The organism is Micromonospora sp. WMMA1996 (assembly GCF_002573675.1).
Classification (GTDB): domain Bacteria; phylum Actinomycetota; class Actinomycetes; order Mycobacteriales; family Micromonosporaceae; genus Micromonospora; species Micromonospora sediminicola.
The window spans coordinates 592,984-616,171 of the sequence record NZ_PDHU01000001.1 but is presented as its reverse complement, the minus strand read 5'-3'; the positions used below and the strand labels follow the sequence as shown (position 1 = coordinate 616,171).

At 73.1% G+C, this 23,188-nt stretch carries 23 protein-coding genes; 10 read left to right on the top strand and 13 right to left on the bottom strand.

Going from position 1 to position 23,188, the window contains the following annotated elements:
* Positions 1–10 precede the first annotated feature (10 nt).
* Both COO58_RS02940 and COO58_RS02935 read left to right on the top strand, forming a co-directional pair.
* Positions 11–751: a hypothetical protein gene (locus COO58_RS02940; RefSeq protein WP_091582270.1), complete on the top strand. Its 741-nt coding sequence runs from the start codon at positions 11–13 to the stop codon at positions 749–751.
* Positions 752–793: 42 nt separating this feature from the next.
* Entirely contained in the window at positions 794–1,756 is a 963-nt protein-coding gene (locus tag COO58_RS02935; protein ID WP_098743722.1) for a GNAT family N-acetyltransferase, read from the top strand.
* Positions 1,757–1,830: 74 nt separating this feature from the next.
* Here the strand turns inward: COO58_RS02935 and COO58_RS02930 are convergent, their stop codons facing one another.
* Positions 1,831–2,286, bottom strand: a complete 456-nt coding sequence (locus COO58_RS02930; RefSeq protein WP_046566454.1) for a gamma-glutamylcyclotransferase — start codon at positions 2,284–2,286, stop codon at positions 1,831–1,833.
* A gap of 165 nt (positions 2,287–2,451) precedes the next feature.
* Between COO58_RS02930 and COO58_RS02925 the strand changes: the two genes are divergently transcribed.
* Complete coding sequence (locus COO58_RS02925; protein ID WP_091582260.1) at positions 2,452–3,855, top strand: NAD(P)H-quinone dehydrogenase; 1,404 nt, start codon at positions 2,452–2,454, stop codon at positions 3,853–3,855.
* 49 nt (positions 3,856–3,904) lie between these two features.
* On the opposite strand, the gene COO58_RS02920 is transcribed toward COO58_RS02925, so the two are convergent.
* Entirely contained in the window at positions 3,905–4,642 is a 738-nt protein-coding gene (locus tag COO58_RS02920; protein ID WP_098743720.1) for a YafY family protein, read from the bottom strand.
* A 92-nt stretch (positions 4,643–4,734) separates the two neighbouring features.
* Here COO58_RS02920 and COO58_RS02915 point away from each other — a divergent pair, with 92 nt between their 5' ends.
* Positions 4,735–5,637 (top strand): NAD(P)H-binding protein, encoded by a 903-nt coding sequence (locus tag COO58_RS02915; RefSeq protein WP_091584213.1) that lies wholly within the window; start codon positions 4,735–4,737, stop codon positions 5,635–5,637.
* A 42-nt stretch (positions 5,638–5,679) separates the two neighbouring features.
* The gene (locus COO58_RS02910; protein WP_091582247.1) at positions 5,680–6,063 is read left to right on the top strand and encodes a VOC family protein; all 384 of its coding nucleotides are present in this window, start codon (positions 5,680–5,682) and stop codon (positions 6,061–6,063) included.
* A 31-nt stretch (positions 6,064–6,094) separates the two neighbouring features.
* Here the strand turns inward: COO58_RS02910 and COO58_RS02905 are convergent, their stop codons facing one another.
* From COO58_RS02905 to COO58_RS02890, 4 genes are all read right to left on the bottom strand, one after another.
* Positions 6,095–6,703, bottom strand: coding sequence for a DUF998 domain-containing protein (locus COO58_RS02905; protein WP_098743718.1), 609 nt, complete (start codon positions 6,701–6,703; stop codon positions 6,095–6,097).
* Positions 6,704–6,796: 93 nt separating this feature from the next.
* On the bottom strand, positions 6,797–7,129 hold the full coding sequence (locus COO58_RS02900; RefSeq protein ID WP_091582238.1) for a helix-turn-helix transcriptional regulator: 333 nt from the start codon (positions 7,127–7,129) through the stop codon (positions 6,797–6,799).
* On the bottom strand, positions 7,126–7,494 hold the full coding sequence (locus COO58_RS02895) for a type II toxin-antitoxin system RelE/ParE family toxin (RefSeq protein ID WP_091582234.1): 369 nt from the start codon (positions 7,492–7,494) through the stop codon (positions 7,126–7,128). The genes COO58_RS02900 and COO58_RS02895 overlap by 4 nt, the downstream gene beginning before the upstream one ends.
* 119 nt (positions 7,495–7,613) lie before the next feature.
* Complete coding sequence (locus COO58_RS02890) at positions 7,614–8,222, bottom strand: DedA family protein (RefSeq protein WP_091584210.1); 609 nt, start codon at positions 8,220–8,222, stop codon at positions 7,614–7,616.
* Positions 8,223–8,724: 502 nt separating this feature from the next.
* On the opposite strand from COO58_RS02890, the gene thrS reads away from it, so the two are divergent.
* Positions 8,725–9,942: a threonine--tRNA ligase gene (gene thrS / locus COO58_RS02885; protein WP_091582230.1), complete on the top strand. Its 1,218-nt coding sequence runs from the start codon at positions 8,725–8,727 to the stop codon at positions 9,940–9,942.
* Between the two features lie 79 nt (positions 9,943–10,021).
* Here the strand turns inward: thrS and COO58_RS02880 are convergent, their stop codons facing one another.
* From COO58_RS02880 to COO58_RS02865, 4 genes are all read right to left on the bottom strand, one after another.
* Positions 10,022–12,082 carry an ABC transporter ATP-binding protein gene (locus COO58_RS02880; protein WP_098746059.1) on the bottom strand — a complete coding sequence of 687 codons (2,061 nt, stop codon included), beginning with the start codon at positions 12,080–12,082 and terminating at the stop codon, positions 10,022–10,024.
* A 206-nt stretch (positions 12,083–12,288) separates the two neighbouring features.
* Positions 12,289–14,022, bottom strand: a complete 1,734-nt coding sequence (locus COO58_RS02875) for an ABC transporter ATP-binding protein (protein ID WP_098743717.1) — start codon at positions 14,020–14,022, stop codon at positions 12,289–12,291.
* The gene (locus COO58_RS02870) at positions 14,016–14,537 is read right to left on the bottom strand and encodes a MarR family winged helix-turn-helix transcriptional regulator (RefSeq protein WP_098743715.1); all 522 of its coding nucleotides are present in this window, start codon (positions 14,535–14,537) and stop codon (positions 14,016–14,018) included. Before COO58_RS02870 ends, COO58_RS02875 begins: the two co-directional genes overlap by 7 nt.
* 62 nt (positions 14,538–14,599) lie before the next feature.
* On the bottom strand, positions 14,600–15,037 hold the full coding sequence (locus COO58_RS02865) for a MarR family winged helix-turn-helix transcriptional regulator (RefSeq protein WP_172968031.1): 438 nt from the start codon (positions 15,035–15,037) through the stop codon (positions 14,600–14,602).
* A 138-nt stretch (positions 15,038–15,175) separates the two neighbouring features.
* Here COO58_RS02865 and COO58_RS02860 point away from each other — a divergent pair, with 138 nt between their 5' ends.
* Positions 15,176–16,798: a DHA2 family efflux MFS transporter permease subunit gene (locus COO58_RS02860; RefSeq protein ID WP_098743712.1), complete on the top strand. Its 1,623-nt coding sequence runs from the start codon at positions 15,176–15,178 to the stop codon at positions 16,796–16,798.
* A 179-nt stretch (positions 16,799–16,977) separates the two neighbouring features.
* Here COO58_RS02860 and COO58_RS02855 read toward each other — a convergent pair whose 3' ends face one another.
* Positions 16,978–17,421 carry a DoxX family membrane protein gene (locus tag COO58_RS02855; RefSeq protein WP_098743710.1) on the bottom strand — a complete coding sequence of 148 codons (444 nt, stop codon included), beginning with the start codon at positions 17,419–17,421 and terminating at the stop codon, positions 16,978–16,980.
* Positions 17,422–17,510: 89 nt separating this feature from the next.
* Here COO58_RS02855 and COO58_RS02850 point away from each other — a divergent pair, with 89 nt between their 5' ends.
* On the top strand, positions 17,511–18,059 hold the full coding sequence (locus COO58_RS02850; RefSeq protein WP_091582208.1) for a TetR/AcrR family transcriptional regulator: 549 nt from the start codon (positions 17,511–17,513) through the stop codon (positions 18,057–18,059).
* Positions 18,060–18,063: 4 nt separating this feature from the next.
* Here the strand turns inward: COO58_RS02850 and COO58_RS02845 are convergent, their stop codons facing one another.
* A complete protein-coding gene (locus COO58_RS02845) occupies positions 18,064–19,503 on the bottom strand; it encodes a GuaB1 family IMP dehydrogenase-related protein (protein ID WP_091582203.1) in 1,440 nt (479 codons plus the stop codon).
* A gap of 125 nt (positions 19,504–19,628) precedes the next feature.
* Positions 19,629–21,380 carry a biotin carboxylase N-terminal domain-containing protein gene (locus COO58_RS02840; RefSeq protein WP_091582198.1) on the bottom strand — a complete coding sequence of 584 codons (1,752 nt, stop codon included), beginning with the start codon at positions 21,378–21,380 and terminating at the stop codon, positions 19,629–19,631.
* Positions 21,381–21,513: 133 nt separating this feature from the next.
* On the opposite strand from COO58_RS02840, the gene COO58_RS02835 reads away from it, so the two are divergent.
* Together COO58_RS02835 and COO58_RS02830 are read left to right on the top strand one after the other, a co-directional pair.
* Positions 21,514–22,107: a PadR family transcriptional regulator gene (locus COO58_RS02835; RefSeq protein ID WP_091582194.1), complete on the top strand. Its 594-nt coding sequence runs from the start codon at positions 21,514–21,516 to the stop codon at positions 22,105–22,107.
* A gap of 121 nt (positions 22,108–22,228) precedes the next feature.
* On the top strand, positions 22,229–23,188 hold the full coding sequence (locus COO58_RS02830) for an ATP-binding cassette domain-containing protein (RefSeq protein WP_091582191.1): 960 nt from the start codon (positions 22,229–22,231) through the stop codon (positions 23,186–23,188).

Here is a 23,188-nt window from a genome sequence, read left to right as displayed (position 1 = left end):
GGGGTCACCGATGACCCCGGAGCAGGTGGCCGCCGCGTGCAAGCCGCTGGCGCTGGAACTCGGCGAGGCGTTCTCCCGCTGCCCGTCGACGCTGCGCCGGGCCCGGCTGCTCGGCATCTCCGGGTGGGCCTTCTACATCACCGGCCGGGCCGGCGCGCTCGGCGACGTACGCGCCGAGACGGTGGCCGCCGCGCTCGGCTTCATCGCCCCCGAGGCGGTCGCCGACGGCTGGGACGCCGCCGCGCGGACCGTCCCGCCGCTGGAGGTCGCCGCCGCCAACCTCGCCGAGTGCTGCCGCTGGGGCGCGGCCCGGCTGGGTGGGAGTCCCGAGGTGTCCCGGCTCGCCGGGCTGCTCGGCCGGGCGGTCGAGGCCGCCGACGGCAGCGCCATGCCGCTCTTCGCCGCCTGGCGCGCCATGCCGGTGCCCGACCCGTCCCCCGGCGCCCGGGCCGCCGTCGGGCTGCTGCTGCTGCGCGAGCACTTCGCCGGGGCCTACCTGCTGGCCGTGCGGGCGGCCGGGCTGACGCCGCTGGAGGCGGTGCTGGCCGGGCCGGAGGGGGAGGCGGGGGCCGCCGCCTGCGGCTGGGCCCCGCCCTACCCGCCGGTCGGGCCGCTGGTGCGGCGGCGGCTCTGGGCCGAGGCGGTGACCGACCGCCTGGTGTCCCCGGCGTTCCGCGCGCTCGGCCCGGTCGAGGGCACCGAGCTGGTCCACCTGCTCACCGCCGCCCGGCCGCGCGCCCGGGGCGGATAAATGGGAGGCGTCCCGGCCGGCCCGGCTGCCAGGATCTGCCCCGTGACGCTCCCCGCCGGCTGGACCGCCCGCCGCCCCACCCTCGACGACGTGCCCGCGATCCTGACGGTGGTGCACGCCGCCGACACGTTCGCCGTGGGCTACCCCGACTTCGACGCGGACGACGTACGGGACGCGCTGACCGCGCCCTTCGTCGACCCGGCGCGGGACTCCTGGCTGGTCACCGACCCGGACGGGGTGGTGGTCGGCTGGGCGATCCTGAGCAACCCGACCGGGGTGGGCCGGGAGTTCGTCGAGGTCTACGTGGACCCGGACCACGGCGGGGACCTGCGCGCCCCGCTGCTGGCCCGGCTGCTCGCCCGGGTCGCCGAACGGGCCGCCGAGCGGGGCCGGTCCGCGCTGACCGCCCGCACCGCCGTCTTCGCCCCGGAGACCCGCTGGGCGGGTGAGCTGGTGGAGGCCGGGTTCACCCGGGTCAAGCGGTACGTCCGGATGACCCGTTCGCTGGCCGACCTGCCCGCCGAGGCGGCGCCACCGGCCGGGGTGACGATCCGGCCGCTGCGCGCCGACGACGAGAGCGACCTGCGGCTGTTCCACCGGATCCACGACACCGCGTTCCGGGACACCCCCGACCACGAGCCGCTCGACTTCGCGCGGTGGCGGGAGCTGCTCCCGTCCAGCGGCAAGGTCTGGGACGAGTGGCTGCTGGCCGAGGTCGACGGCGAGCCGGCCGGGGCCCTCCAGTCCTCCGACCAGGCGCTCGACCAGGGCATGGGCTGGGTCCGGACGCTCTCGGTGCTGCCCGCCCACCGGCGGCGCGGGGTGGGCGCGGCGCTGCTGCGCCGGGCCTTCGCGATCTACGCGACGAAGGGCCGCGAGGGCGCCGGGCTGGGCGTGGACCTGGCCAACCCCACCGCCCCGGTCACCCTCTACCGCTCCGTCGGGCTGGTGGAGGAGCGCTGGACCGACATGTACGAGCGGAACGTGCCCGCCCCGCAGGTGTGACCCGGGACCCCCGCGTCGGGGTCGCCGAGCGGGCCGGTGTCCGTCCGGCGCACACTGGAGGGGTGGGAGACGCGCTACGCGGACGCGGTGCCGGTGGGGCGGGACCGCAGCTCGGTGACGTAGTCGTCCGGCGCGCCCGCCTTCTCCGCCGCGTTCGCGATCTCCGACAGGTACCACGACGTCGGCAGCCCGCCCTCGTAGCCGTCGAAGACGTAGACCCACGCGGTCACGTCCCCGTCCAGCGTCGAGACGCGCACGGTGAGCCGGCGGTAGGTCTCGGCGGTCACGCCCTCGATCTCGTCGAGCTGGGCCGCGTCGTACGGGTGGATGTCGTAGAGCGCCACGAAGACCCGGTCACCGGGGGACTCCACCACGGTGCTGACCGAGCCCTCCCAGCCGATGACGTCCTCGCCCGCGAAGGTGAGCCGCCACCCCTCCAGCCAGCCGGTGCCCACCATCGGCGAATGCGGGCAGTAGGCGCGCATGCGAGCGGGGTCCAGGTTTGAGCCGTAAGCGGCGTAGAGACGCACGGCGACGACGATAGCCCGGTCGGCCGGTGGGGGAGAATACGACGGTGCGTGTCGGACGCGACGGGGAGAAGAAAGTCACTGTGAGCACAGACGAGGGGCGTTTGCCGTGAGCGCGAGGAGTGCAGCGGAGCGGAGCCCCGCAGTCGCGAACGAAGGGACGGCTCTGTGAGCCAGATCGTGATCATCGGCGGCGGGCCGGCCGGGTACGAGGCGGCCCTGGTCGCCGCCCAGTTGGACGCCGATGTCACCGTGGTCGAGGCGGCGGGCGCCGGCGGCGCCTGCGTGCTCTCCGACTGCGTGCCCTCCAAGACCTTCATCGCCAGCTCCGAGGTGGTGACCGGCTACCGGGACACCGAGGAGTTCGGGGTGCACTCCGACGGCCTGGAGGCGGTCACGGTCGACGCCCGGGCGGTGCACGAGCGGGTCAAGCGGCTCGCCCTGGCTCAGTCCGCCGACATCCACACCAAGCTGATCAAGGCCGGGGTCGAGTTCGTCGCCGGCACCGCGCGCCTCGGCGAGGACGCGCTCGGGCACACCCACCGGGTGATCGTCACCCCGGCCGGCGGCGGCGAACCCTACTCGATCGAGGCCTCGACGGTGCTGGTCGCCACCGGCTCGACCCCGCGTCAGCTCCCCACCGCCGTGCCGGACGGCGAGCGCATCCTGACCTGGCGGCAGGTCTACGACCTGCCCGAGCTGCCCGAGCACCTGATCGTGGTCGGTTCCGGCGTCACCGGCGCGGAGTTCGCCAGCGCCTACCTGGCCATGGGCGTCCAGGTCACGCTGGTCTCCAGCCGCGACCGGGTGATGCCGCACGAGGACGCCGACGCCGCGATGGCGATCGAGCGGGTGTTCCGCAACCGGGGCATGAGCATCCTCAACAACTCCCGCGCCGAGGCGGTCCGCCGTACCGCCGACGGGGTGGAGGTCGTGCTCTCCGACGGTCGCCAGGTCACCGGTTCGCACGCGCTCATCGCGGTCGGCTCGATCCCCAACACCGCCGACCTGGGCCTGGCGGAATACGGCGTCGAACTGTCCCGGGGCGGTTACGTCACCGTCGACCGGGTGTCGCGCACCAACGTGCCCGGCATCTACGCCGCCGGCGACTGCACCGGCGTGCTGCTGCTGGCGAGCGTCGCGGCCATGCAGGGCCGGATCGCCATGTGGCACGCGCTCGGCGAGGCGGTCCGGCCGCTGCGGCTGCGTACCGTCGCGGCGAACGTGTTCACCGACCCGGAGCTGGCCACCGTCGGTGTCTCGCAGGACGAGGTGGACGCCGGCAAGACCCCGGCCCGCCAGGTGATGCTGCCGTTGTCCGGCAACGCCCGGGCGAAGATGGACGACCTGGCCGACGGTTTCGTCAAGCTGTTCTGCCGGCCGGCCAGCGGCCAGGTCATCGGCGGCGTGGTGGTGGCGCCCAAGGCCAGCGAGCTGATCCTGCCGATCACCATGGCGGTGGAGAACAACCTCACCGTCAACGAGCTGGCCCAGACCATCACGATCTACCCGAGCCTGTCCGGCTCCATCACCGAGGCCGCCCGGCAGCTCATGCTCCACGAGCTGGAGTGAGCGTGGGTCTGATCCGCGTCACGAGCGGCCAGCCGACCGGCATCCACCCCTAGCTCCGCTCACCTCCGCCCCCGCGTGCTCCGGCCGGGCTCCGGCCGAAGTCGGTGGCGAGCCAGCGACCGGCGGAGGCGTCGGGGAAATCGGGCGCCTCGTCACCGGTGGCCACGACCTCCAGGTCGTGCACCCGGTCGAGTCGGAAGACGCGCCAGTCGTCGCGGTCGACGTCGTAACCGATGAGGTACCAGCGACCGCGACGGTGGACGTGGCGGTGGGGGATCAGCAGGCGGGTGGTCGGCCGGTCGTGGTCGTCGCGGTAGGTGAACCGGACGCTCCGGCCCTGGGCCACCGCGTCGGCCACGACGCCGACCGCGCGGGCGTTGATGCCGGGGTCGTCGATCTCCGGAACGGTGACGGCGAGCATGGTCGCTGCGGCCCGGCGACGTAGGGCGCGGGGCAGCACCCGGTCGAGCTTGGCCAGCGCGCGGGCCGGGGCGTCGTCGCCCGGCATGGCGCCCTCGATCAGGCGGAGCCCCGCCACCACGCAACTGATCTCGTCGGGGGCGAACAACAGTGGCGGCAGTGCGACGCCGGGGACCAGGCGGTAGCTGCTCCCGGGACCGGGGCGCGCCACCACGCCGTAGCCGAGCCGGCGCAGCCGGTCGGCGTCGCGTCGCACGGTCCGCCCGCTCACCCCGAGGCGGCCGGCGAGTTCCTCGACGGTCCAGCCGGAGCGCGAATGGAGCAGGGCGAGGAGCAACAGCGTCCGCTCGGTGGGGTCGTCGGCCATGGCGTCACCATGTCAGAAGTGGCGGACGCCAGACGGCCGGCACTGCTTCTAGCGTGGTGATCGTCCGCCCGACCCGATCCGAGGGAGTGCCGATGACGATCGCCGTGACGACTCCGACGGGCAATGTGGGCCGCCACGTGGTGGCCATGCTGATCCGCGCCGGTGTCCGGCCACGGGTGCTGGCCCGTCGGCCGGAGCGGCTGAAGCCCGACATCCGCGCGGAGGTGGAGGTCGTCGCGGTCGACCAGCACGACGTCGACGCCGTGGTCGCGGCCACCGCCGGCGTCACCGCGCTGTTCTGGGTCGATCCGCCGCCCGCCGGTGACGACCCACTCGCGGAGTACGCGCGGGCGACCGACAGCGTGATCCGGGCGGTGCGGGAGAACGGCATCGGCCGGGTCGTCTTCCAGAGCAGCGTCGGAGCCGAGAAACGGCACGGCGTCGGCGAGATCGACGGGCTGGCCCGGACCGAGGAGGCGCTCGACGCCACCGCCGCGTCGGTCACCCACCTGCGCTGCGGCATGTTCTTCAGCAACCTGGAACTCCAGGTCGACGCCATCCGCAGCGGGACGATCCCGGTCCTGCTGCCGGTGGACCACGCGATCCCGTGGGTCGCACCGCGCGACATCGCCGAGGTCGCCACCACCAGGCTCCTCGCCGACGCCTGGACGGGACGGTGCGTACGGGCGGTGCACGGGCCCGCCGACCTGACCTGGACCCAGGTCGCCGAGACCGTCACCGCCGTCACCGGCCATCGGCTCCGGGTCGAGCGGATCTCCGACGACTCGATGCGTGAACTGCTCTCCGCCGCCGGTATGAGCGAGGCCCGGATCGAGGCCCTCATCGGGATGTCCAGCGGGATGCGCGACGACTTCACCCCCGAACAGGCGCGCACCGTGCACACGAGCACGCCCACCACCCTGGCCTCGTGGGTCGGTGACGTGCTGGCCCCCCTACTGGACGGTCAGGGCCCCGGTGACCGTCGACGCCCGTAATGCCGTTGTCACCCACGTGCCGACCTGTGAAGGATCAACCCCATGGCCTCTCGTACCTCCAACTTCTGCTTCGACGCGATCGACCCCTACGCGCAGGTGACCTGGTGGTCGGCGGTGCTCGACGACTTCCAGCTGCTCAACCCGGAGGAGATGGGGCCCGACGACGACGAGTGCTGGCTGGTCGGTCCCGACTCCAGGGAGATCATCTTCGCCCGCGTCCCGGAACCGAAGACGGTGAAGAACCGGATGCACTTCTGCCTCCGCCCCACCGACCGCAGCCGTGAGGAGGAGGTGGACCGCATCCTCTCGCTGGGCGCCACTCTCGTGACCGACCTACGCGACGGGCCGTCGAAGGGCTGGGCCGTGCTCGCCGACCCCGAGGGCAACGAGTTCTGCGTCCTCACCCGCCACGTCCCCGAGGGCTAGCCGGGCAACCACGCCGTTCCGGCCCGCCGGCTCATGTTCCACGAGCCGGCGTGAGCGCGGCGACCCGCGTCAGGTGCAGGGCGACGGTGGTCAGGAGGGCGGTCTCGGCGAGGATCAGGAGTCGCTCGGCCAGTCCGATCAACGCGCGGTCACCGGGGTAGGCGGACCAGATCATCGCGGCGGCCAGCAGCAGGCTCGCCACCGTCCACGCGCGTAGCCAACCGGCGGGCGCGGCGCCGAGCCGGCGGGCGAGCAGCCAGCCGGCGACCGGCAGGGCCAGGAACGACAGGACCGACGCGTACCGGTGCACGTAGGCCGCGGTGTCCATGGGCAGGCCCGGCTCGTTCGTGGGCACCACGGCGGCGGCCAGCAGCCCGGCCGACCAGGCGACCAGCAGCACGACCGCCGCCCGACCGGCGCCCGCCCGGCGCAGCGCGGGAAGGAGTACGGCGCTGGCCACCGCGAGGACCGCCATCGCGGTGTCGATGACGCCGCCCCGGTCGGAGACGGCGAAGTCGCTGACGGTCAGCGACCAGGGACTCAGGTCGTCGTTCACCTCGAGGTGACCGATCACGGCGAGCACCGCCGCCAGGGCGATCCCGCCGAGGGCCAGCAGGCCGCTTCTCCGGGCTCCACGCATGGGCCCAGCCTGTCGCCGGAACGACCCCAGGCGGATCCGGGACCGCCACCCACTTCGATCCCCGGGTCGTCCCCTAGCGGAAGCCGCCCGGCGTCACGCCACGTCGAGCCGGATGTTGCCGATCCTGGCCACGACGTCGAGGTGGCCACCCAGCCCGGTCACGTAGGCGCGGAGGATCTCCAGATTGACGCTCTCGCCGTTCTCGATCTGGCTGATCCGGGCCTGGGACAGGCCCGCCGCCTCCGCCAGTTGAGCCTGTGTCATGCCCAGCTGCTTCCGGATCTCCGCCAGTTGGGCGCCACTGACCGCGGCCAGCATCTGTTCCCTGAGTCGTCCACGCCGGGCCACCCGGTCGGCATCGTCCCAGGAGGGGTCGACCCCCCGGGCCTTCGCCTTGACGTCGCGCCAGTTCGACCCATCGCTCATGACTGATCTTCCTTCAAGCTGATCAGGTGCTCCTGGAACCGTTCGTCCGCCAACGGGACGGCGTTGCGGTACCAACTCTGCCACTGCCCCGACTTGTCCCCGGCCACCAGGAGCACCGCCTCGCGGAGCGGATCGAACGCGAAGATCATGCGAACCTCCGACGTGCCGGTGGAACCCGGTCTCAGCTCTTTCATGTGGTGGTAGGTGCTGCCCCTGAGTCGATCGACCAGCGGCCGGCCCAGCGCGGGACCGTGCTCGGCCAGCAGGTCGAGCGCCTCGCTGACGAGGTCAGCGGTGCACGGGTCGTCCGCGCACAGGCCGAGGAACCGGTCTTCGACAGCAGGATGGAGCCGGATCTCCCACACAGCCCAAATATAAGCAGAGCTTATACGTGCCGGTGCCCCGGACACGCCGGAGCCGCGGAAAGAATCCGACGCCCGGTCGGTGGGGCGTCCGGCGGAGATCCTGGGTGGCCGCGCGAGGGTCAGTCGGCGGGGGCCTCGGTGCGTGTCTGGCGGGTGCTGATCCAGGTCATGGCCCAGCCCGCCCCCGCGAACCCGGCCGCCGCCAGCCCGCCGATCAGCAGCAACCGCCACGCCGACTCGGTCAGTGCCGTGCCGCCCAGGTGACCGACGAGCGTGCCGTAGCTGGCCCAGCCGGTGGCCGCCGCCGCCTCGTAGGTCAGGAACAGTCGGTACGGGTAGCGGCTGCGGCCGGCCGAGAAACACGCCGCCATCCGGCCGCCGGGCACGAAGCGGCAGAGCAGGATCACCAGCGGTCCGGGCTCGCGCAGTCGGCGGGTGGCCCGGGCGACGGCGCGGCGGGCCCGCCCCGGCGTGGCGTGCCGGGCTGCCCGGCGGGCCGGTGCGGTGCGGCCGAGCACATAGCAGGCCAGGTCACCGACGAAGACGCCGACCGCGCCGACCGCGATGGTGAGCGGCAGGTTGAGCCCGCCGTAGACGGTCAGCGCACCACTGGTGATCATGACGACCTGGGTCGGCACCACCGGGACGAAGGCGTCGGCGACCAGCAGCGTCAGCAGCAGCGCGTACGCCCACATGGGCGACGCGACGTCAGAGATGAGTTCGGCCACGACCGCCACCTCGCCGGAGTTCCCCGTTCGACCGCACCGAGCCTGACGCCGTGTCCCGCGTCACCGCGACCGGCCCTGCCCCGTGGTGACCGTCGACACCGGTGGGCCGTCGATCTGCAACGAGGCGACCCTTCCCCGGGTGACGGACAACCGGTGCGACGTGCGTCGAGCGGGGCGGCGGATTCACGCTCACCGGCGTACCGTTGACGGGACGCGGCACCGGAGCCGTCGGGTCCCCCGTTCTCGATGCCCGGGCCGCCGCGGGTCGCCGGCAGGTCCCGTGCCGGCGACCCGCTCCCACTCCCCGAAACTCACGTGCGCCGTCGACGTCCGCGCGCCTACCGTCGGGGCATGCGGAGTGCTGAGGTGACCACGACGCCGGGTGTTCCCGGCGCGCCGCACTGACGTTTCCGTCGACGAGGCCCCGGGGCGATCCGCTCCGGGGCCTCGCGGCGTCCCGGTCCCGCTCGCCTCCGGGTCGTACCCGATCAAGGAGAGCGACATGATCGACCACCGCAGGCTCGGCCGGGAGCTGGAGCTGTTCGTCTCCGACCCGCTCGCGGGCGCCGGGCTGCCGATCTGGCTGCCGGCCGGCGCCGCCGCCCGGCACGCCGTCGAGGAGTACGTACGGGAGTTGGAGCGTCGGGCCGGCTACCGGCACGTCTACTCGCCGCCGCTGGGCAAACGGGAGCTGTTCGAACGCTCCGGGCACCTGGGCTACTTCGCCGACGACATGTTCCCGCCGATGCGGTTGAGCGCCGACGACGAGTTCGTGCTCCGCCCGGCGCTCTGCCCGCACCACGCGCTGGTCTTCGCCGCCCGGGGCCGGTCCTACCGGGAACTGCCGCTGCGCGTCGCCGAGCTGGGCGGGATGTATCGGGCCGAGCGCTCCGGGGTGCTCGGCGGGCTGTCCCGGGTGCGGGCCATCTCGCTCAACGACGCACACAACTTCTGCGCGCTGGAGCAGGTCGGCGACGAGGTGCGGGAGATCCTGCGGCTGATCCGCGAGGCGCACGCCGCCCTCGGCGTCCGTCCGGCCGGGTTCCGGTTGTCGCTGCGCGGGCCGGACCAGCGGTACGTCGGCGACGACGCCGGGTGGGCGCGGGCCGAGGAGCTGCTCCGCGCCGCGCTCGACGGGGTGGACGTCACCGAGGCGCCGGGCGAGGCCGCGTTCTACGGCCCGAAGATCGACATCCAGATCGTGGACGCGGGCGGCCGGGAGTCGACCATCTCCACCGTCCAGCTCGACTTCGACAAGCCGGAGCGGTTCGACCTGTCGTACACCGACTCGGACGGGCGGCGGAAGCGGCCGGTGATGGTGCACCGGAGCCTGGTGGGCAGCATGGAGCGGCTGTTCGCCTACCTGATCGAGGTGCACGAGGGCGCGTTCCCGGCCTGGTACGCCCCGGTGCAGCTGGTGCTGCTCCCGGTGGACGACGCGCAGGCCGACGCGGTCCACCGGCTCCGCCGCGAGGCGGAGGCCGCCGGTCTGCGGGCCGAGGTCGACGAATCGGGCTCGCTGGGCGCGCGGATCCGGGACGCGGCCCGCCGACGCGTCCCGTACGTCGGGGTGGTCGGTGCCCGGGAGGCGGCCGACGGGTCGGTCTCGCTGCGCCTGCGCGACGGGCGCGGTCTCGCCCCGATGCCCGCCGCCGCGGCGGTGGGGCTGGTCGGCGCGGTGGTCGCGAGCCGGTCGCCCGACCTGCTCCCGCCGGCCTGAGCCCGGCCCGACGCCGGGGTCGCCCGGGTGACGTGCCGTCACCCGGGCGGCCGGTGTCGCAGGTGTCGCCGGTTCCATGTCAGTTCCCGACCGGCGCGCCGGTGGGCCGGACCCCGGCCGGCGGACCGCCCGGCGTCGGCGCGGGCACCTCGTCGGAGATCACCGCGCCGGTGAACTGGGCCCGGTAGAGCCGGGCGTACGCGCCACCGGCGGCGACCAGCTGGTCGTGGGTGCCCTGCTCGACGATCCGACCCTGCTCCATCATCAGGATCAGGTCGGCGTCGCGGATGGTGGAGAGCCGGTGCGCGATGACGAAACTGGTCCGGTCGGAGCGCAGCGCCGCCATGGCGCGCTGGAGCAGCACCTCGGTGCGGGTGTCCACCGAGCTGGTCGCCTCGTCGAGGATCAGCAGCGACGGCTCGGCCAGGAACGCCCGCGCGATGGTGATGAGCTGCTTCTCGCCGGCGCTGACGTTGCTGCCCTCCTCGTCGATCACGGTGTCGTAGCCGTCCGGCAGGCTGCGGACGAAGCGGTCCACGAAGGTCGCCCGGGCGGCGGCGAGGATCTCCTCCTCGGTGGCGTCCGGCCGCCCGTAGGCGATGTTGTCCCGGATGGTGCCGCCGAACAGCCAGGTGTCCTGGAGCACCATGCCGATCCGTCCGCGCAGGTCGTCCCGGCGCAGGGTGCTGATGTCCACCCCGTCCAGCGTGATCCGGCCGGCGTCCAGCTCGTAGAACCGCATGACCAGGTTGACCAGGGTGGTCTTGCCGGCGCCGGTGGGACCGACGATGGCCACGGTGTGCCCGGGCTCGGCGACCAGGGAGAGGTCGTCGATCAGCGGCTTGTCCGGGTCGTAGCGGAACGAGACGTGTTCGAACTCGACCCGGCCGTGCGGGTCGGCGATCCGGGCCGGCTCGCCCGGGTCGGCGCTCTGCTCGTCGGCGTCGAGCACGGCGAAGACCCGCTCCGCCGAGGCCACCCCGGACTGGAGCAGGTTGGCCATCGACGCGACCTGGGTGAGCGGCTGGGTGAACTGCCGCGAGTACTGGATGAACGCCTGCACGTCGCCGAGGCTCATCGCGCCGGAGGCCACCCGCAGCCCGCCGACCACCGCGATGGCGACGTAGCTGAGGTTCCCGATGAAGAACATCGCCGGCATGATGATCCCGGAGACGAACTGGGCGCCGAAGCTGGCCTTGAACAGCTCCTCGTTCTTGGCGTGGAAGGCGGCCTCGACCTCCTTCTGCCGGCCGAACACCTTGACCAGCTCGTGCCCGGTGTAGGCCTCCTCGATCTGGGCGTTCAGCTCACCGGTGTGGGTCCACTGGGCGATGAACTTGCGCTGCGACCGCTTGGCGATCTGACCGGTGACGATCACCGACAACGGGATCGCGACCAGGGCCACCGTCGCCAGCAGCGGCGAGATCCAGAACATCATCCCGAGTACGCCGACGACGGTCAGCAGCGACGTGAGCAGCTGGCTCAGCGTCTGCTGGAGGGTCTGCGAGATGTTGTCGATGTCGTTGGTGACCCGGCTCAGCAGCTCGCCCCGCGGCTGCTTGTCGAAGTACGGCAGCGGCAGCCGGTTGAGCTTGTCCTCCACGTCGGCGCGGAGCCGGAACACGGTGCGCTGCACCACGCCGTTGAGCACCCAGCCCTGCGCCCACATCAGCACGCTCGCGGCGACGTAGAGCGCGACCGCGAACGCCAGCACCCGGCCCAGCCGGTCGAAGTCGATGCCCGCGCCGGGCACCACGTCCATCCGGGCCAGCATGTCGGCGAAGTTGCCGTTGCCCGCGGCCCGGGCCGCGGCCACCGCCGCCTCGGTGCTGGTGCCGGCCGGCAACTGCCGCCCGATCACCCCGTTGAAGATCAGGTCGGTGGCGTGCCCGAGCACCTTCGGCCCGATCACGCTGAGCCCGACGCTGGCCAGCGCCAGCGCCAGCACGCCGACGAGCTGGATCCGGTACGGGCGCAGCCGGCCGAGCAGCCGCCGCGCCGACGGCCCGAACCGCATCGCCTTCTCGGCCGGCATGCCCATGTTCATGTGTGGCGGGCCGCCGGGCCGCCGTCCGGCCGGAGGCAGCCGCTTCGGCTCGGCCTGCTGCGGTACGGCGCTCACGGGGCGCTGGCCGGGCATGTTCTCACGGCCCTCGCTGCGCTCGGTGCGTTCGCTCATGCCGTGCTGGCTGGGCATGTTCTCACGGCCCTCGCTGCGCTCGGTGCGTTCGCTCATGCCGTGCTGGCTGGGCATGTTCTCACGGCCCTCGCTGCGCTCGGTGCGTTCGCTCATGCCGTGCTGGCTGGGCATGTTCTCACGGCCCTCGCTGCGCTCGGTGCGTTCGCTCATGCCGTCACCTCCGCCGTCTGCTGGGACGCCACGATCTCGGCGTACGTCGGGCAGTTCTCCAGCAGTTCGTCGTGCCGTCCCATCCCGACGACACCCCCGTCCTCGAGCACGATGATCTGGTCGGCGTCGACGATCGTGGAGACCCGCTGGGCCACGATCACCACCGCCGCGTCCGCGGTGACCGGCCTGAGGGCGGCCCGCAACCGGGCGTCCGTGCCGAGGTCGAGTGCGGAGAAGGAGTCGTCGAAGAGATAGATCTCCGGCTTGCGGACCAGCGCGCGGGCGATGGCCAGGCGTTGCCGCTGGCCGCCGGAGACGTTGGTGCCGCCCTGCGCGATCGGTGCGTCCAGTCCGCCCGGCATCTCGGCGACGAAGTCGCGCGCCTGGGCGATCTCCAGGGCCGCCCAGAGGTCCGCGTCGGTGGCGTCCGGGTTGCCGTAGCGCAGGTTGCTCGCCACCGTGCCGCTGAACAGGTACGGCCGTTGCGGCACCAGCCCGATCCGCCGCCACAGCTCGTCCGGGGCCAGGTCGCGCACGTCCACGCCGTCGACCAGGACCGCGCCGGCGGTCGGGTCGACCAGCCGGGGGATCAACGTCAGCAACGTGGTCTTGCCGGCGCCGGTGGACCCGATGATCGCCGTGGTGCGGCCCGGCCGGGCCCGGAACGAGATGTCGCGCAGCACCGGCGCGGTGGCGCCCGGGTACTGGAAGCCGGCGCCGCGCAGCTCCAGCTCGCCGTGTCCGGCGACCTCGGTCACCGGGTCGGCCGCCGGCACCACCGAGGAGTCGGTGTCCAGCACCTCCTCGATGCGTTCGGCGCAGACCGCCGCCCGGGGCACCATCATCAGCATGAAGGTGGCCATCATGACCGCCATCAGGATCTGCATCAGGTACTGCAGGAACGCGGTGAGCGCGCCGACCTGGATCTCCCCGGAGTCGACCCGGGCCGCGCCGAACCAGAGCACCGCCACGCTGGAGACGTTGAGCACCAGCATCACGATCGGGAAGATCAGCGCCTGGAGTCGGCCGATGCGCAGCGCGGTCGCCGTCAGGTCGGCGTTGGCCCCCTGGAAGCGGTCGGTCTCGTACGGCTCGCGGACGAACGCCCGGACCACCCGGATGCCGGTGATCTGCTCGCGCAGCACCCGGTTGACGGTGTCGATCCGGGTCTGCATGAGCCGGAAGCCCGGCACCATCCGGCGGATGATCAGGCCCAGCGCGACGGCCAGCACCGGTACGCAGACCAGCATCAGCCAGGAGAGGCCGACGTCCTCGCGCAGCGCCATCACCACGCCGCCGACGCTCATGATCGGCGCGGCCACCAGCATGGTGCAGCTGAGCAGCACCAGCATCTGCACCTGCTGGACGTCGTTGGTGTTGCGGGTGATCAGGGACGGCGCGCCGAAGCGGGCCACCTCGCGGGCGGAGAAGCGGTTGACGTGCCCGAAGATCGCCCTGCGGACGTTACGGCCGAAGCCCATCGCGGTCTTCGCGCCGAGGTAGACCGCGGCGATCGAGCAGGCGATCTGGAGCAGGCTGACCACCAGCATCCAGCCGCCCGTCCGCAGGATCTGGTCGGTGTCGCCGCGGGCGACGCCCCGGTCGATGATGTCGGCGTTGAGGCTGGGCAGGTAGAGCGAGGCCATCGTGCCGACGAACTGGAGCGCCACCACGGCGGCCAGCAGTCGTCGGTACGGGCGCAGATGTGTGCGGAGCAGGCGGATCAGCACGGATGTCTCCCCGTCGGCGACTCGGTGTCGGACTCGCTGTCCCGGTTCAACCGACGGAGGTCCCCGTCGGACATGCCGGTGATGATTTCGGTCAGGAATTCGCGGATGACGGCGCGCTTGGCCGGGTCGGCGTCGACCGACGTCAACGGCCGGTCGCTGTGGATCAGGTCGATGATCGCGCGGGCGTGCTCCTGGCCCTTGTCGGTGAGCGTGAGCTGGACGGCGCGCCGGTCCTCCGGGTTGCGCCGCCGGCTGACGAAGCCGTCGCGTTCCAGAGTGTCGACGATGCCGGTGAGGGTGGCGGGCCGGACGAAGCACAGCTCCGCCATCTCGCGGTGGGTGATGTCGCCGGCCCGCAGCAGGATCATCAGCACCCGCATGCCGGCGGAGGTGAGGCCGTGGTGCTCGGCCAGGTAGCGCCCCCAGTGCTGCTCGACGACGTGGCCGGCGATCGAGATCAGCCGGCCGAGCGGCGCCTGTTGCAGCGCGTCGGGGTAGCGGACGAGCGGTCCCATGTTCACGGGCGTCAGATTAGCCCCCGAACCATCAGGTCCCAAACTAATTTCTGAGAGTGCCCTCAGCCACGCTCGGTCCGGGCGCGGGGCGGCTCGTCCGGCGCGGTGGCGACGTACTCCCGCATCACCTCGGCGACCTCGCGCAGGAACGTGGCGGTGGCCTCGGCCTGTTCGGGGGTGAGTCGGGCGACCGCGCGGTCGACGCCGACCAGCATGGGCCGCAGCGCCTCCAGCACCTCGCCGACTGCGTGCTCGGTCACCTGGAGGGTCAGGCGCCGGCGATCGTGCGGATGCGGGGCGCGGGCGACGTGTCCGGCCTGGACCAGCCGGTCGACGAGCGTGGTGGCGGAGGCGGAGCGGATGCCCAACCGGTTGCCCAGCTCGACCGGGCCCAGCGGCTCGGGGCTGGAGATCAGGTGGTCGATGGCCGCGGCGTCGGTCGCGCCGATGCCGAGGCGGCGGGCCAACGCGGCTCGGGTGTCGCCGGCGACCCGGAGCATCTCACGCAGCGCCCGGGCGGCCTCGCTGCTCGGCGGCCGGCCGGCGGGCGTGGCCTCTCCGGTTGACGGCGACCCCTCCACGGGTTAAAGCTAGCACCTCAGGTAGCTAGAAAATCTAGCTAAAGCGGGAGGGGTGCCATGCGCGGCGACGGGCGCGGACGTTGGTTCGGGCTGCTGGCCATCAGCCTCGGCGTGGCGATGATCATCGTGGACGCCACCATCGTGAACGTCGCGGTGCCGCAGATCATCCGGGACCTGGACATCACCTCGACCGACGCCCAGTGGGTGCAGGAGGCGTACACCCTGGTCTTCGCCGCGTTGCTGCTGGTCGCCGGCCGCTTCGCCGACCGGTCCGGGCGGCGGCGGATGTTCGTCGCCGGCGTGGGCGTCTTCGTGGTGGCCAGCGTGCTGGCGGCGCTCGCCGGCTCCGGCGAGGCGCTGATCGGCGCCCGGGTGCTGCAGGGCATCGGTGGCGCGATGATGCTGCCCACCTCGCTCTCCCTGCTCAACGCCAACTTCACCGGCCGGGAGCGGGGCATCGCTTTCGCCGTCTGGGGCTCGACCATCGGCGGCGCGGCGGCGCTCGGCCCGTTGCTCGGCGGTTGGCTCACCACCACGTACTCCTGGCGGTGGGCGTTCGGCATCAACGTCCCGGTCAGCCTGGCCGTGATCGGGGCGACCCTGCTGCTGGTCGCCGAGTCCCGGGACGACCGCGCCGAACGCGGGGTCGACCTGCTCGGCGCGCTGCTCTCCGTGGTCGGCATGACCGGCGTGGTCTTCGCGCTCATCGAGGGACGCACCTACGGCTGGTGGGAGCGGGAACGGCCGTTCAGCCTCTTCGGCCTCGACTGGACCGCCTCGATCTCCCCGGTGCCGGTGGCCGCGCTGGCCGGGCTGACCGCACTCGGGGTCTTCCTGGCCCAGCAGGTCCGCCGCAACCGCACCGGGCGACCCGCGCTGCTCGACCTGTCGCTGTTCGGCATCGGCTCGTTCCGCAACGGCATCCTGGCCGCGGCGATCGTCAGCCTGGGCGAGTTCGGCCTGCTCTTCGCGCTGCCGCTGTGGTTCCAGAACGTGCTCGGCTACAGCGCCTTCCGCACCGGCCTGGCGCTGCTGCCACTCGCCGTGGGCAGCTTCCTGGCCAGCGGCATCGGTGCGCCGCTGACCCAGCGGTGGGGCGCGGCCCGGGTGGTCCAGTTGGGCGTCGCGGCCGAGCTGGTCGGCGTCGCCGGACTGGGCTTCGTGGTGGCCCCGGACACCCGCTGGTGGGCGCCGCTGGCGTTCCTCTTCGTCTACGGCATCGGCGTCGGTCTCGCCACCGCCCAGCTCACCGGCGTCTCGCTGGCCGAGGTGCCGGTCCGGCGCAGCGGGCAGGGCTCCGGACTGCAGAGCACCGCCCGGCAGGTCGGTTCGGCGCTCGGCATCGCCGTGCTCGGCACCGTGCTCTTCGCCGGCCTCGGCGGCCTCCTCGGCGACCGGCTGGCCGACCAGCCCGGCCTCGACCCGGCCGGTCGGGACCAGGTGGTGAGCGCGGTGAAGGAGAGCGCCGGCGCGGCGATCGGCGGGCTGGCGGCGGATCCGCGTACCGCGCCGATCGCCGAGGAGGCGAAGGCGGCCTTCTCCGACGCCACCCGGTACGCCGCCTTCACCGCGGCCGGGTTCCTGCTGGTCGGCCTGCTCGCCTGCCTGCGCCTGCCGAGCGTGCGCGCCGGGGTGACCGGGGACGCCCCGCCGGCCGGGGCGGAGCCGGCGCGGGTCTGAGGCCGGGGCGTGCCTGCTGATCCGGGTCGGCAGGCACGCCGTTCTCCGGGCGGTCCGGCGCCCCGCCCGCAGCCGTCGGGCGGCTGCCCGGCACCGCACCGCAGCCCGGCACCGCACCGCAGCCCGGCACCGCGGGCGCGCGGACGGCGGATGTGTACCGGGCGCGGCCGAGGGTGCGGTCAGCCGCCCAGGGCGACCGCGAGCGCGGCGGCCACGAAGACGAGCTGGAGCGCCGTCCGGGTGGCCAGCGGGGTGACCGGTCGGCCGGCGAGCGTCAGCCGGCGGCGGGCGGCCGAGACGTTGGCCGGGAACATGGCGAGCATCAACAGCGCCAGGCCGGCCGCGGCCCAGCGCGCGGTCGCCGGCGGCAGCAGGGCGACCGCGCCGCCGAGTTCCAGCACGCCGGTGAGCGTGACCAGCAGGTCCGGCCGGGGCAGCGCCGGCGGAACCATGGCGATCAGGTCCGCCCGCCGGGACGCGAAGTGGGCCGTGCCGGTCAGCACGAGCATCAGCGCCAGGCCGACCCGCAGCGCGGGATGCCAGCCGTCTAGCGCGTCCACGCCGAGCAGGCCGGCGATCCGGGCCACGGCGGTGCCGGTGAGGAGTGCGATCAGGGGTGCCACGGCTCATCCCTCCGTCGAGAGCAATCTTGTCAGCGACAAGATTGCTGGCATGGATGCCATCTTGTCAATGACAAGTTAGGGTGGGGGTCATGACGTCCTCCGGCTCCTACCACCACGGGGACCTGCGCCGGGCGCTGCTGGCCGCCGCCGTGGACGCGATCGCCGAGTCCGGGCCGGCCGCGCTGAGCCTGCGCGACCTCGCCCGCCGGGCCGGCGTCTCGCACGCGGCGCCCGCGCACCACTTCGGTGACAAGGCGGGGCTGCTCACCGCGCTCGCCATCCAGGGCTTCGACAAGCTCGGCGAGGCGCTGCGGGGGGCGGGCGACGACTTCCGGGAGAGCGGCGTCGCGTACGTCGTCTTCGCGGTCCGGCACCGCGCGCACTTCGAGGTGATGTTCCGTCCGGACCTCTACCGGGCCGACGACCCGGAGCTGGTGGCGGCCCGGCAGCGGACCGGGGAGCTGCTGCGCGGCGGGGTGGCCCGGCACACCGGCCGGGAACCCGACACGGACGCGCTGGCCGCCTGGTCGATCGCGCACGGCTTCGCCGAGCTGTGGCTGGCCGGCGCCCTCCCGTCCCGGGTGGGCGCCGACCCCGAGCCGGCCGCTCGTGCGGTGGTCGGCCGGCTCTTCTCCTGAGCGGTCACCAGCTGGTCGGCAGCGGCATCCCCTCGGTGTAGCCGGCGGTGCTCTGCACGCCGACCAGCGCCCGCTCGTGGAACTCCTCCAGGCTGCGTGCGCCCGCGTAGGTGAACGCGCTGCGTACCCCGGAAATGATCTCGTCGATCAGGTCCTCGACGCCCGGGCGGTTCGGGTCCAGGTACATCCGGGCCGAGGAGATGCCCTCCTCGAAGATGGCCTTGCGGGCCCGGTCGAACGCGCTGTCCTCGGCGGTCCGGGCGCTCACCGCCCGCGACGAGGCCATGCCGAAGCTCTCCTTGTAGCGCCGGCCGTCGGCGTCGGTGTAGAGGTCGCCGGGGGACTCGTAGGTGCCGGCGAACCAGGAGCCGATCATCACGTTCGAGGCGCCCGCGGCCAGCGCCAGCGCCACGTCCCGCGGGTGCCGTACGCCGCCGTCGGCCCAGACGTGCCGGCCCAGCGAGCGGGCCGCCGCGGCGCAGTCGAGCACCGCGGAGAACTGCGGTCGGCCCACGCCGGTCATCATCCGGGTGGTGCACATGGCGCCCGGCCCGACGCCGACCTTCACGATGTCCGCGCCGGCCTCGACCAGGTCGCGTACGCCGTCCGCGGTGACCACGTTGCCGGCCGCGACGGGGACCCCCGGGTCGAGCTTGCGTACCGCCCGCAGCGCCTGGAGCATCCGCTCCTGGTGGCCGTGCGCGGTGTCCACCACCAGCGTGTCCACCCCCGCCTCCAGCAGCGCGGCGGCCTTGCCGGTGACGTCGCCGTTGATGCCCACCGCCGCGGCGATGCGCAGCCGGCCCCGGTCGTCCACCGCCGGCCGGTAGAGCGTGGCGCGCAGCGCGCCCTGCCGGGTCAGCACGCCGACCAGGCGGCCCTCGCCGTCCACCACCGGCGCGAGCCGCCGCCGGCCCGCCGACAGCCGGTCGAATCCGGTACGCGGGTCCGCGTCCGCCGGCACGGTGTGCAGCTCGGTGGACATCACGTGCCGCAGCTGGGCGAAGCGGTCCACCCCGACGGTGTCCGCCTCGGTCACCACGCCCATCGGCCGCCCGTCCGCGTCGACCACGACGACCGCGCCGTGGGAGCGCTTGGGCAGCAGGTGGATCGCGTCGCCGACGGTGTCGGTCGGACCGAGCGTGATCGCGGTGTCGTGCACCAGGTGCCGCTGCTTGACCCAGCCGACGACGTTGGCCACGACCTCGATCGGGATGTCCTGGGGGATCACCGCCACGGCGCCGCGCCGGGCCACCGTCTCGGCCATCCGCCGGCCGGCCACCGCGGTCATGTTCGCCACCACCAGCGGGATGGTGGTGCCGGTGCCGTCACCGGAGGACAGGTCGACGTCGAGCCGGGAGCCCACCTCCGAGCGGTTGGGCGCCATGAAGACGTCGTTGTAGGTCAGGTCGTGCGCGGGGACCGCGCCATGAAGGAACCGCACCCGAACATCATTCCCGCCCCGGCGCGCTCCCGCCCCCGGTGGTGGCAAGGACCACCCGGCCCCGCGCTGTTAAGAAGGGGCCCCTTCTCTACCGCAGGCGTTAAGAAGGGGCCCTTCCGTACACCTCAGGCGATGGTGCAGATCGCCGCGCCGGCGGTGATCACCGCGCCCACCTCGGCGGCCAGCCCGCTCACCGTGCCGGCCTTGTGCGCGTGCAGCGGCTGCTCCATCTTCATCGCCTCCAGCACCACGACCAGGTCGCCCTCGGCGACCGTGTCGCCGTCGGCCACGGCGATCTTGACGATGGTGCCCTGCATGGGGGAGGTGAGCGTGTCACCGCTGACCGCGGCGCCCGCCTTGCCCCCGCCACCCCGGCGGGCCGGCTTCTTCGCGGCGGGCGCGGCGGTCGCCGTAGCCGCGCCGAGCCCGGCGGGGAGGACAACCTCCAGCCGCTTGCCGCCCACCTCGACCACGACGGTCTCGCGCTCGGCCGGAGCCTCGGCGGCGCCGGCGGCGGCGGTGAAGGCCGGGACGGTGTTGTCGAACTCGGTCTCGATCCACCGGGTGTGCACGGTGAACGGCTCGGCGGTGAACGCCTCGTCGCGGACCACCAGGCGGTGGAAGGGCAGCGCGGTGGCCATGCCCTCGACCACCATCTCGTCGAGCGCCCGGCGGGCCCGCTCCAGCGCCTCGGTGCGCGTCTCACCGACGATGATCACCTTGGCCAGCAGCGAGTCGAAGTTGCCACCGATCACGTCGCCGGCCGAGATGCCGGTGTCGACCCGGACCCCCGGGCCGGACGGCAACCGCAGCGCGGTGACGGTGCCCGGGGCGGGCAGGAAGTTGCGGCCCGGGTCCTCGCCGTTGATCCGGAACTCGATGGCGTGGCCGCGCGGCGTCGGGTCCTCGGTGATGCGCAGCTTCTCGCCGTCGGCGATGCGGAACTGCTCGCGTACCAGGTCGATGCCGGCGGTCTCCTCGGTCACCGGGTGCTCCACCTGGAGCCGGGTGTTGACCTCCAGGAAGGAGATGGTGCCGTCCGCGCCGACCAGGTATTCGACGGTGCCGGCGCCGTGGTAGCCGGCCTCCCGGCAGATCGCCTTCGCGCTGTCGTGGATCTGCGCGCGCTGGGCGTCGGTGAGGAAGGGCGCGGGCGCCTCCTCGACCAGCTTCTGGTGGCGGCGCTGGAGCGAGCAGTCGCGGGTGCCCACCACGATCACGTTGCCGTGCTGGTCGGCCAGCACCTGCGCCTCGACGTGGCGCGGCTGGTCCAGGTAGCGCTCGACGAAGCACTCGCCCCGGCCGAACGCGGCGACCGCCTCGCGGGTGGCCGACTCGAACAGGTGGGGGATCTCCTCCATGGTGCGGGCGACCTTGAGGCCGCGCCCGCCGCCGCCGAAGGCCGCCTTGATGGCGACCGGCAGCCCGTGGTCGACGGCGAACGCCATCACCTCGTCGGCGTTGCCCACCGGGTCCGGGGTGCCGGGCACCAGCGGCGCGCCGGCGCGCTGCGCGATGTGCCGGGCGGTCACCTTGTCGCCCAGGTCGCGGATCGCCTGCGGGGTGGGGCCGATCCAGGTCAGCCCGGCGTCGAGGACGGCCTGGGCGAAGTCGGCGTTCTCGGAGAGGAAGCCGTAGCCGGGGTGCACGGCGTCGGCGCCGGCGCGGGCGGCCACGTCGATGAGCTTGTCGATGCGCAGGTAGCTGTCCGCCGCGGTGTCGCCGCCGAGCGCGTACGCCTCGTCGGCGAGCGTGGCGTGCAGGGCGTCCCGGTCGGAGTCCGCGTAGACGGCGACGCTCGCCAGGCCGGCGTCGCGGCAGGCGCGGATGACGCGGACGGCGATCTCGCCGCGGTTGGCGATGAGAACCTTGCGCACCTTGGGGGCTCCTCCCGGGAGGTCGATGCCGGGAGTGTATCGGCCGGCATGCTGGCCCTAACGATCGCTCAGTGTGGGATGTGGCACTGTAGTCAAACTTGGCTATTACGCTTGTCCCGTGTCGGCGACGCGGATGATGATTCTGGGCCTGGTCAGGTGGATGCAGCCGGTGCACGGCTACGACGTGCGCCGCGAGCTGCTGAGTTGGAGCGCGGACAAGTGGGCGAACGTCCAGCCCGGTTCGATCTACCACGCGTTGCGCAAGCTCACCGACGAGGGGCTGCTGCGGACCGTGTCGGTCGAGCAGGTGGGCGCCCGTCCGGCCCGCACCACGTACGAGGTGACGGCGAAGGGCGAGGACGAGTTCGAGACGTTGCTGCGGGCCCAGTGGTGGCAGGTCCAGGAGTCGCCGGACCCGTTCGTGGCGGCGTTCTCGTTCCTGCCGGCGATGCCGCGCGACGAGGCCGCGGCGGCGTTGCGCAACCGCGCCAACCTGCTCCGCGCCGGCGTCGAGTCGATGCGCGCCTCGTTGGACTCCGACTGGGTACGCAACCGCAAGCCGGTGCACGTCGGATGGATGTTCGAGCTGTGGCTGGCCCGGGCCGAGGCGGAGACGGCCTGGTGCGAGCGGATCGCGGAGCGGATCGAGTCCGGTGTGTCCTACCTCCCCGCGGGGATGGAGCAGGCGGAGGGTTGGTCGGGCTGGACGGACGGGGACAAGAAATAATCAACGTTGACTAGAAGAGTTATATCGCGTTAGCCTCGGCAGGAGCCGCGGGGGAGTCGTGCGTCCTCCCTGCGGACGATCGGCGGCCGGTCACGTCCGGCCCGGACGACCAGGAGCAGAAATGATCGAGACCAGGGGGCTGCGGAAGTCGTTCCGCTCCCGCGCGGGTCGCGAGACGAAGACCGTGGACGCGGTCCGTGGCGTCAACCTCGACGTCGCCGAGGGGGAGATCTTCGGCTTCCTCGGGCCCAACGGCGCCGGCAAGACCACCACGCTCCGGATGCTCGCCACCCTCATCGAGCCGGACGGCGGCGAGGCCACCGTCGCGGGGGCCGACCTGCGCAAGGACCCGGCCGGGGTGCGCCGGCGGATCGGCTACGTGCCCCAGGGCGGCAGCACCTGGGACGAGTCCACCGCCCGCGAGGAACTGGTGCTCCAGGCCCGCCTCTACGGCATCTCCAAGGCCGACGCCCAGCGGCGCGCCACCCGCGCGCTGGACGCGTTCCAGCTCACCGAGTACGCCGACCGCAAGTGCAAGACCTACTCCGGCGGCCAGCGCCGGCGGGTCGAGATCGCGCTCGGCATCATCCACGAGCCGAAGATCGTCTTCCTGGACGAGCCGACCACCGGCCTCGACCCGCAGAGCCGCGCCCACATGTGGGACGAGATCCGGCGGCTGCGCACCGAGGGGATGACCGTCTTCATCACCACGCACTACCTCGACGAGGCCGACGCGCTCTGCGACCGGATCGCGATCATGGATCACGGCGAGGTGGTCGCGGAGGGCACCCCGGCCGAGCTGAAGCGCGAGATCTCCGGCGAGGTGGTGATCGTCGGCCTGGACGCCGCGACCACCCCGCACGCCGCCCAACTGCTCGACACCGAGGCGTACGTGACCAAGCTGGAGACCGCCGACGAGGGCGGCCTGCGTCTCTACGTCGACGAGGGCGCCGTCGCCATCCCGCAGGTGCTGCGCCGCCTCGACCACGCCGGGGTGGAGCTGCGCTCGATCGAGCTGCACCGACCCAGCCTCGACGACGTCTTCCTCACCAAGACCGGCCGCTCGCTGCGCGAGTCCTGA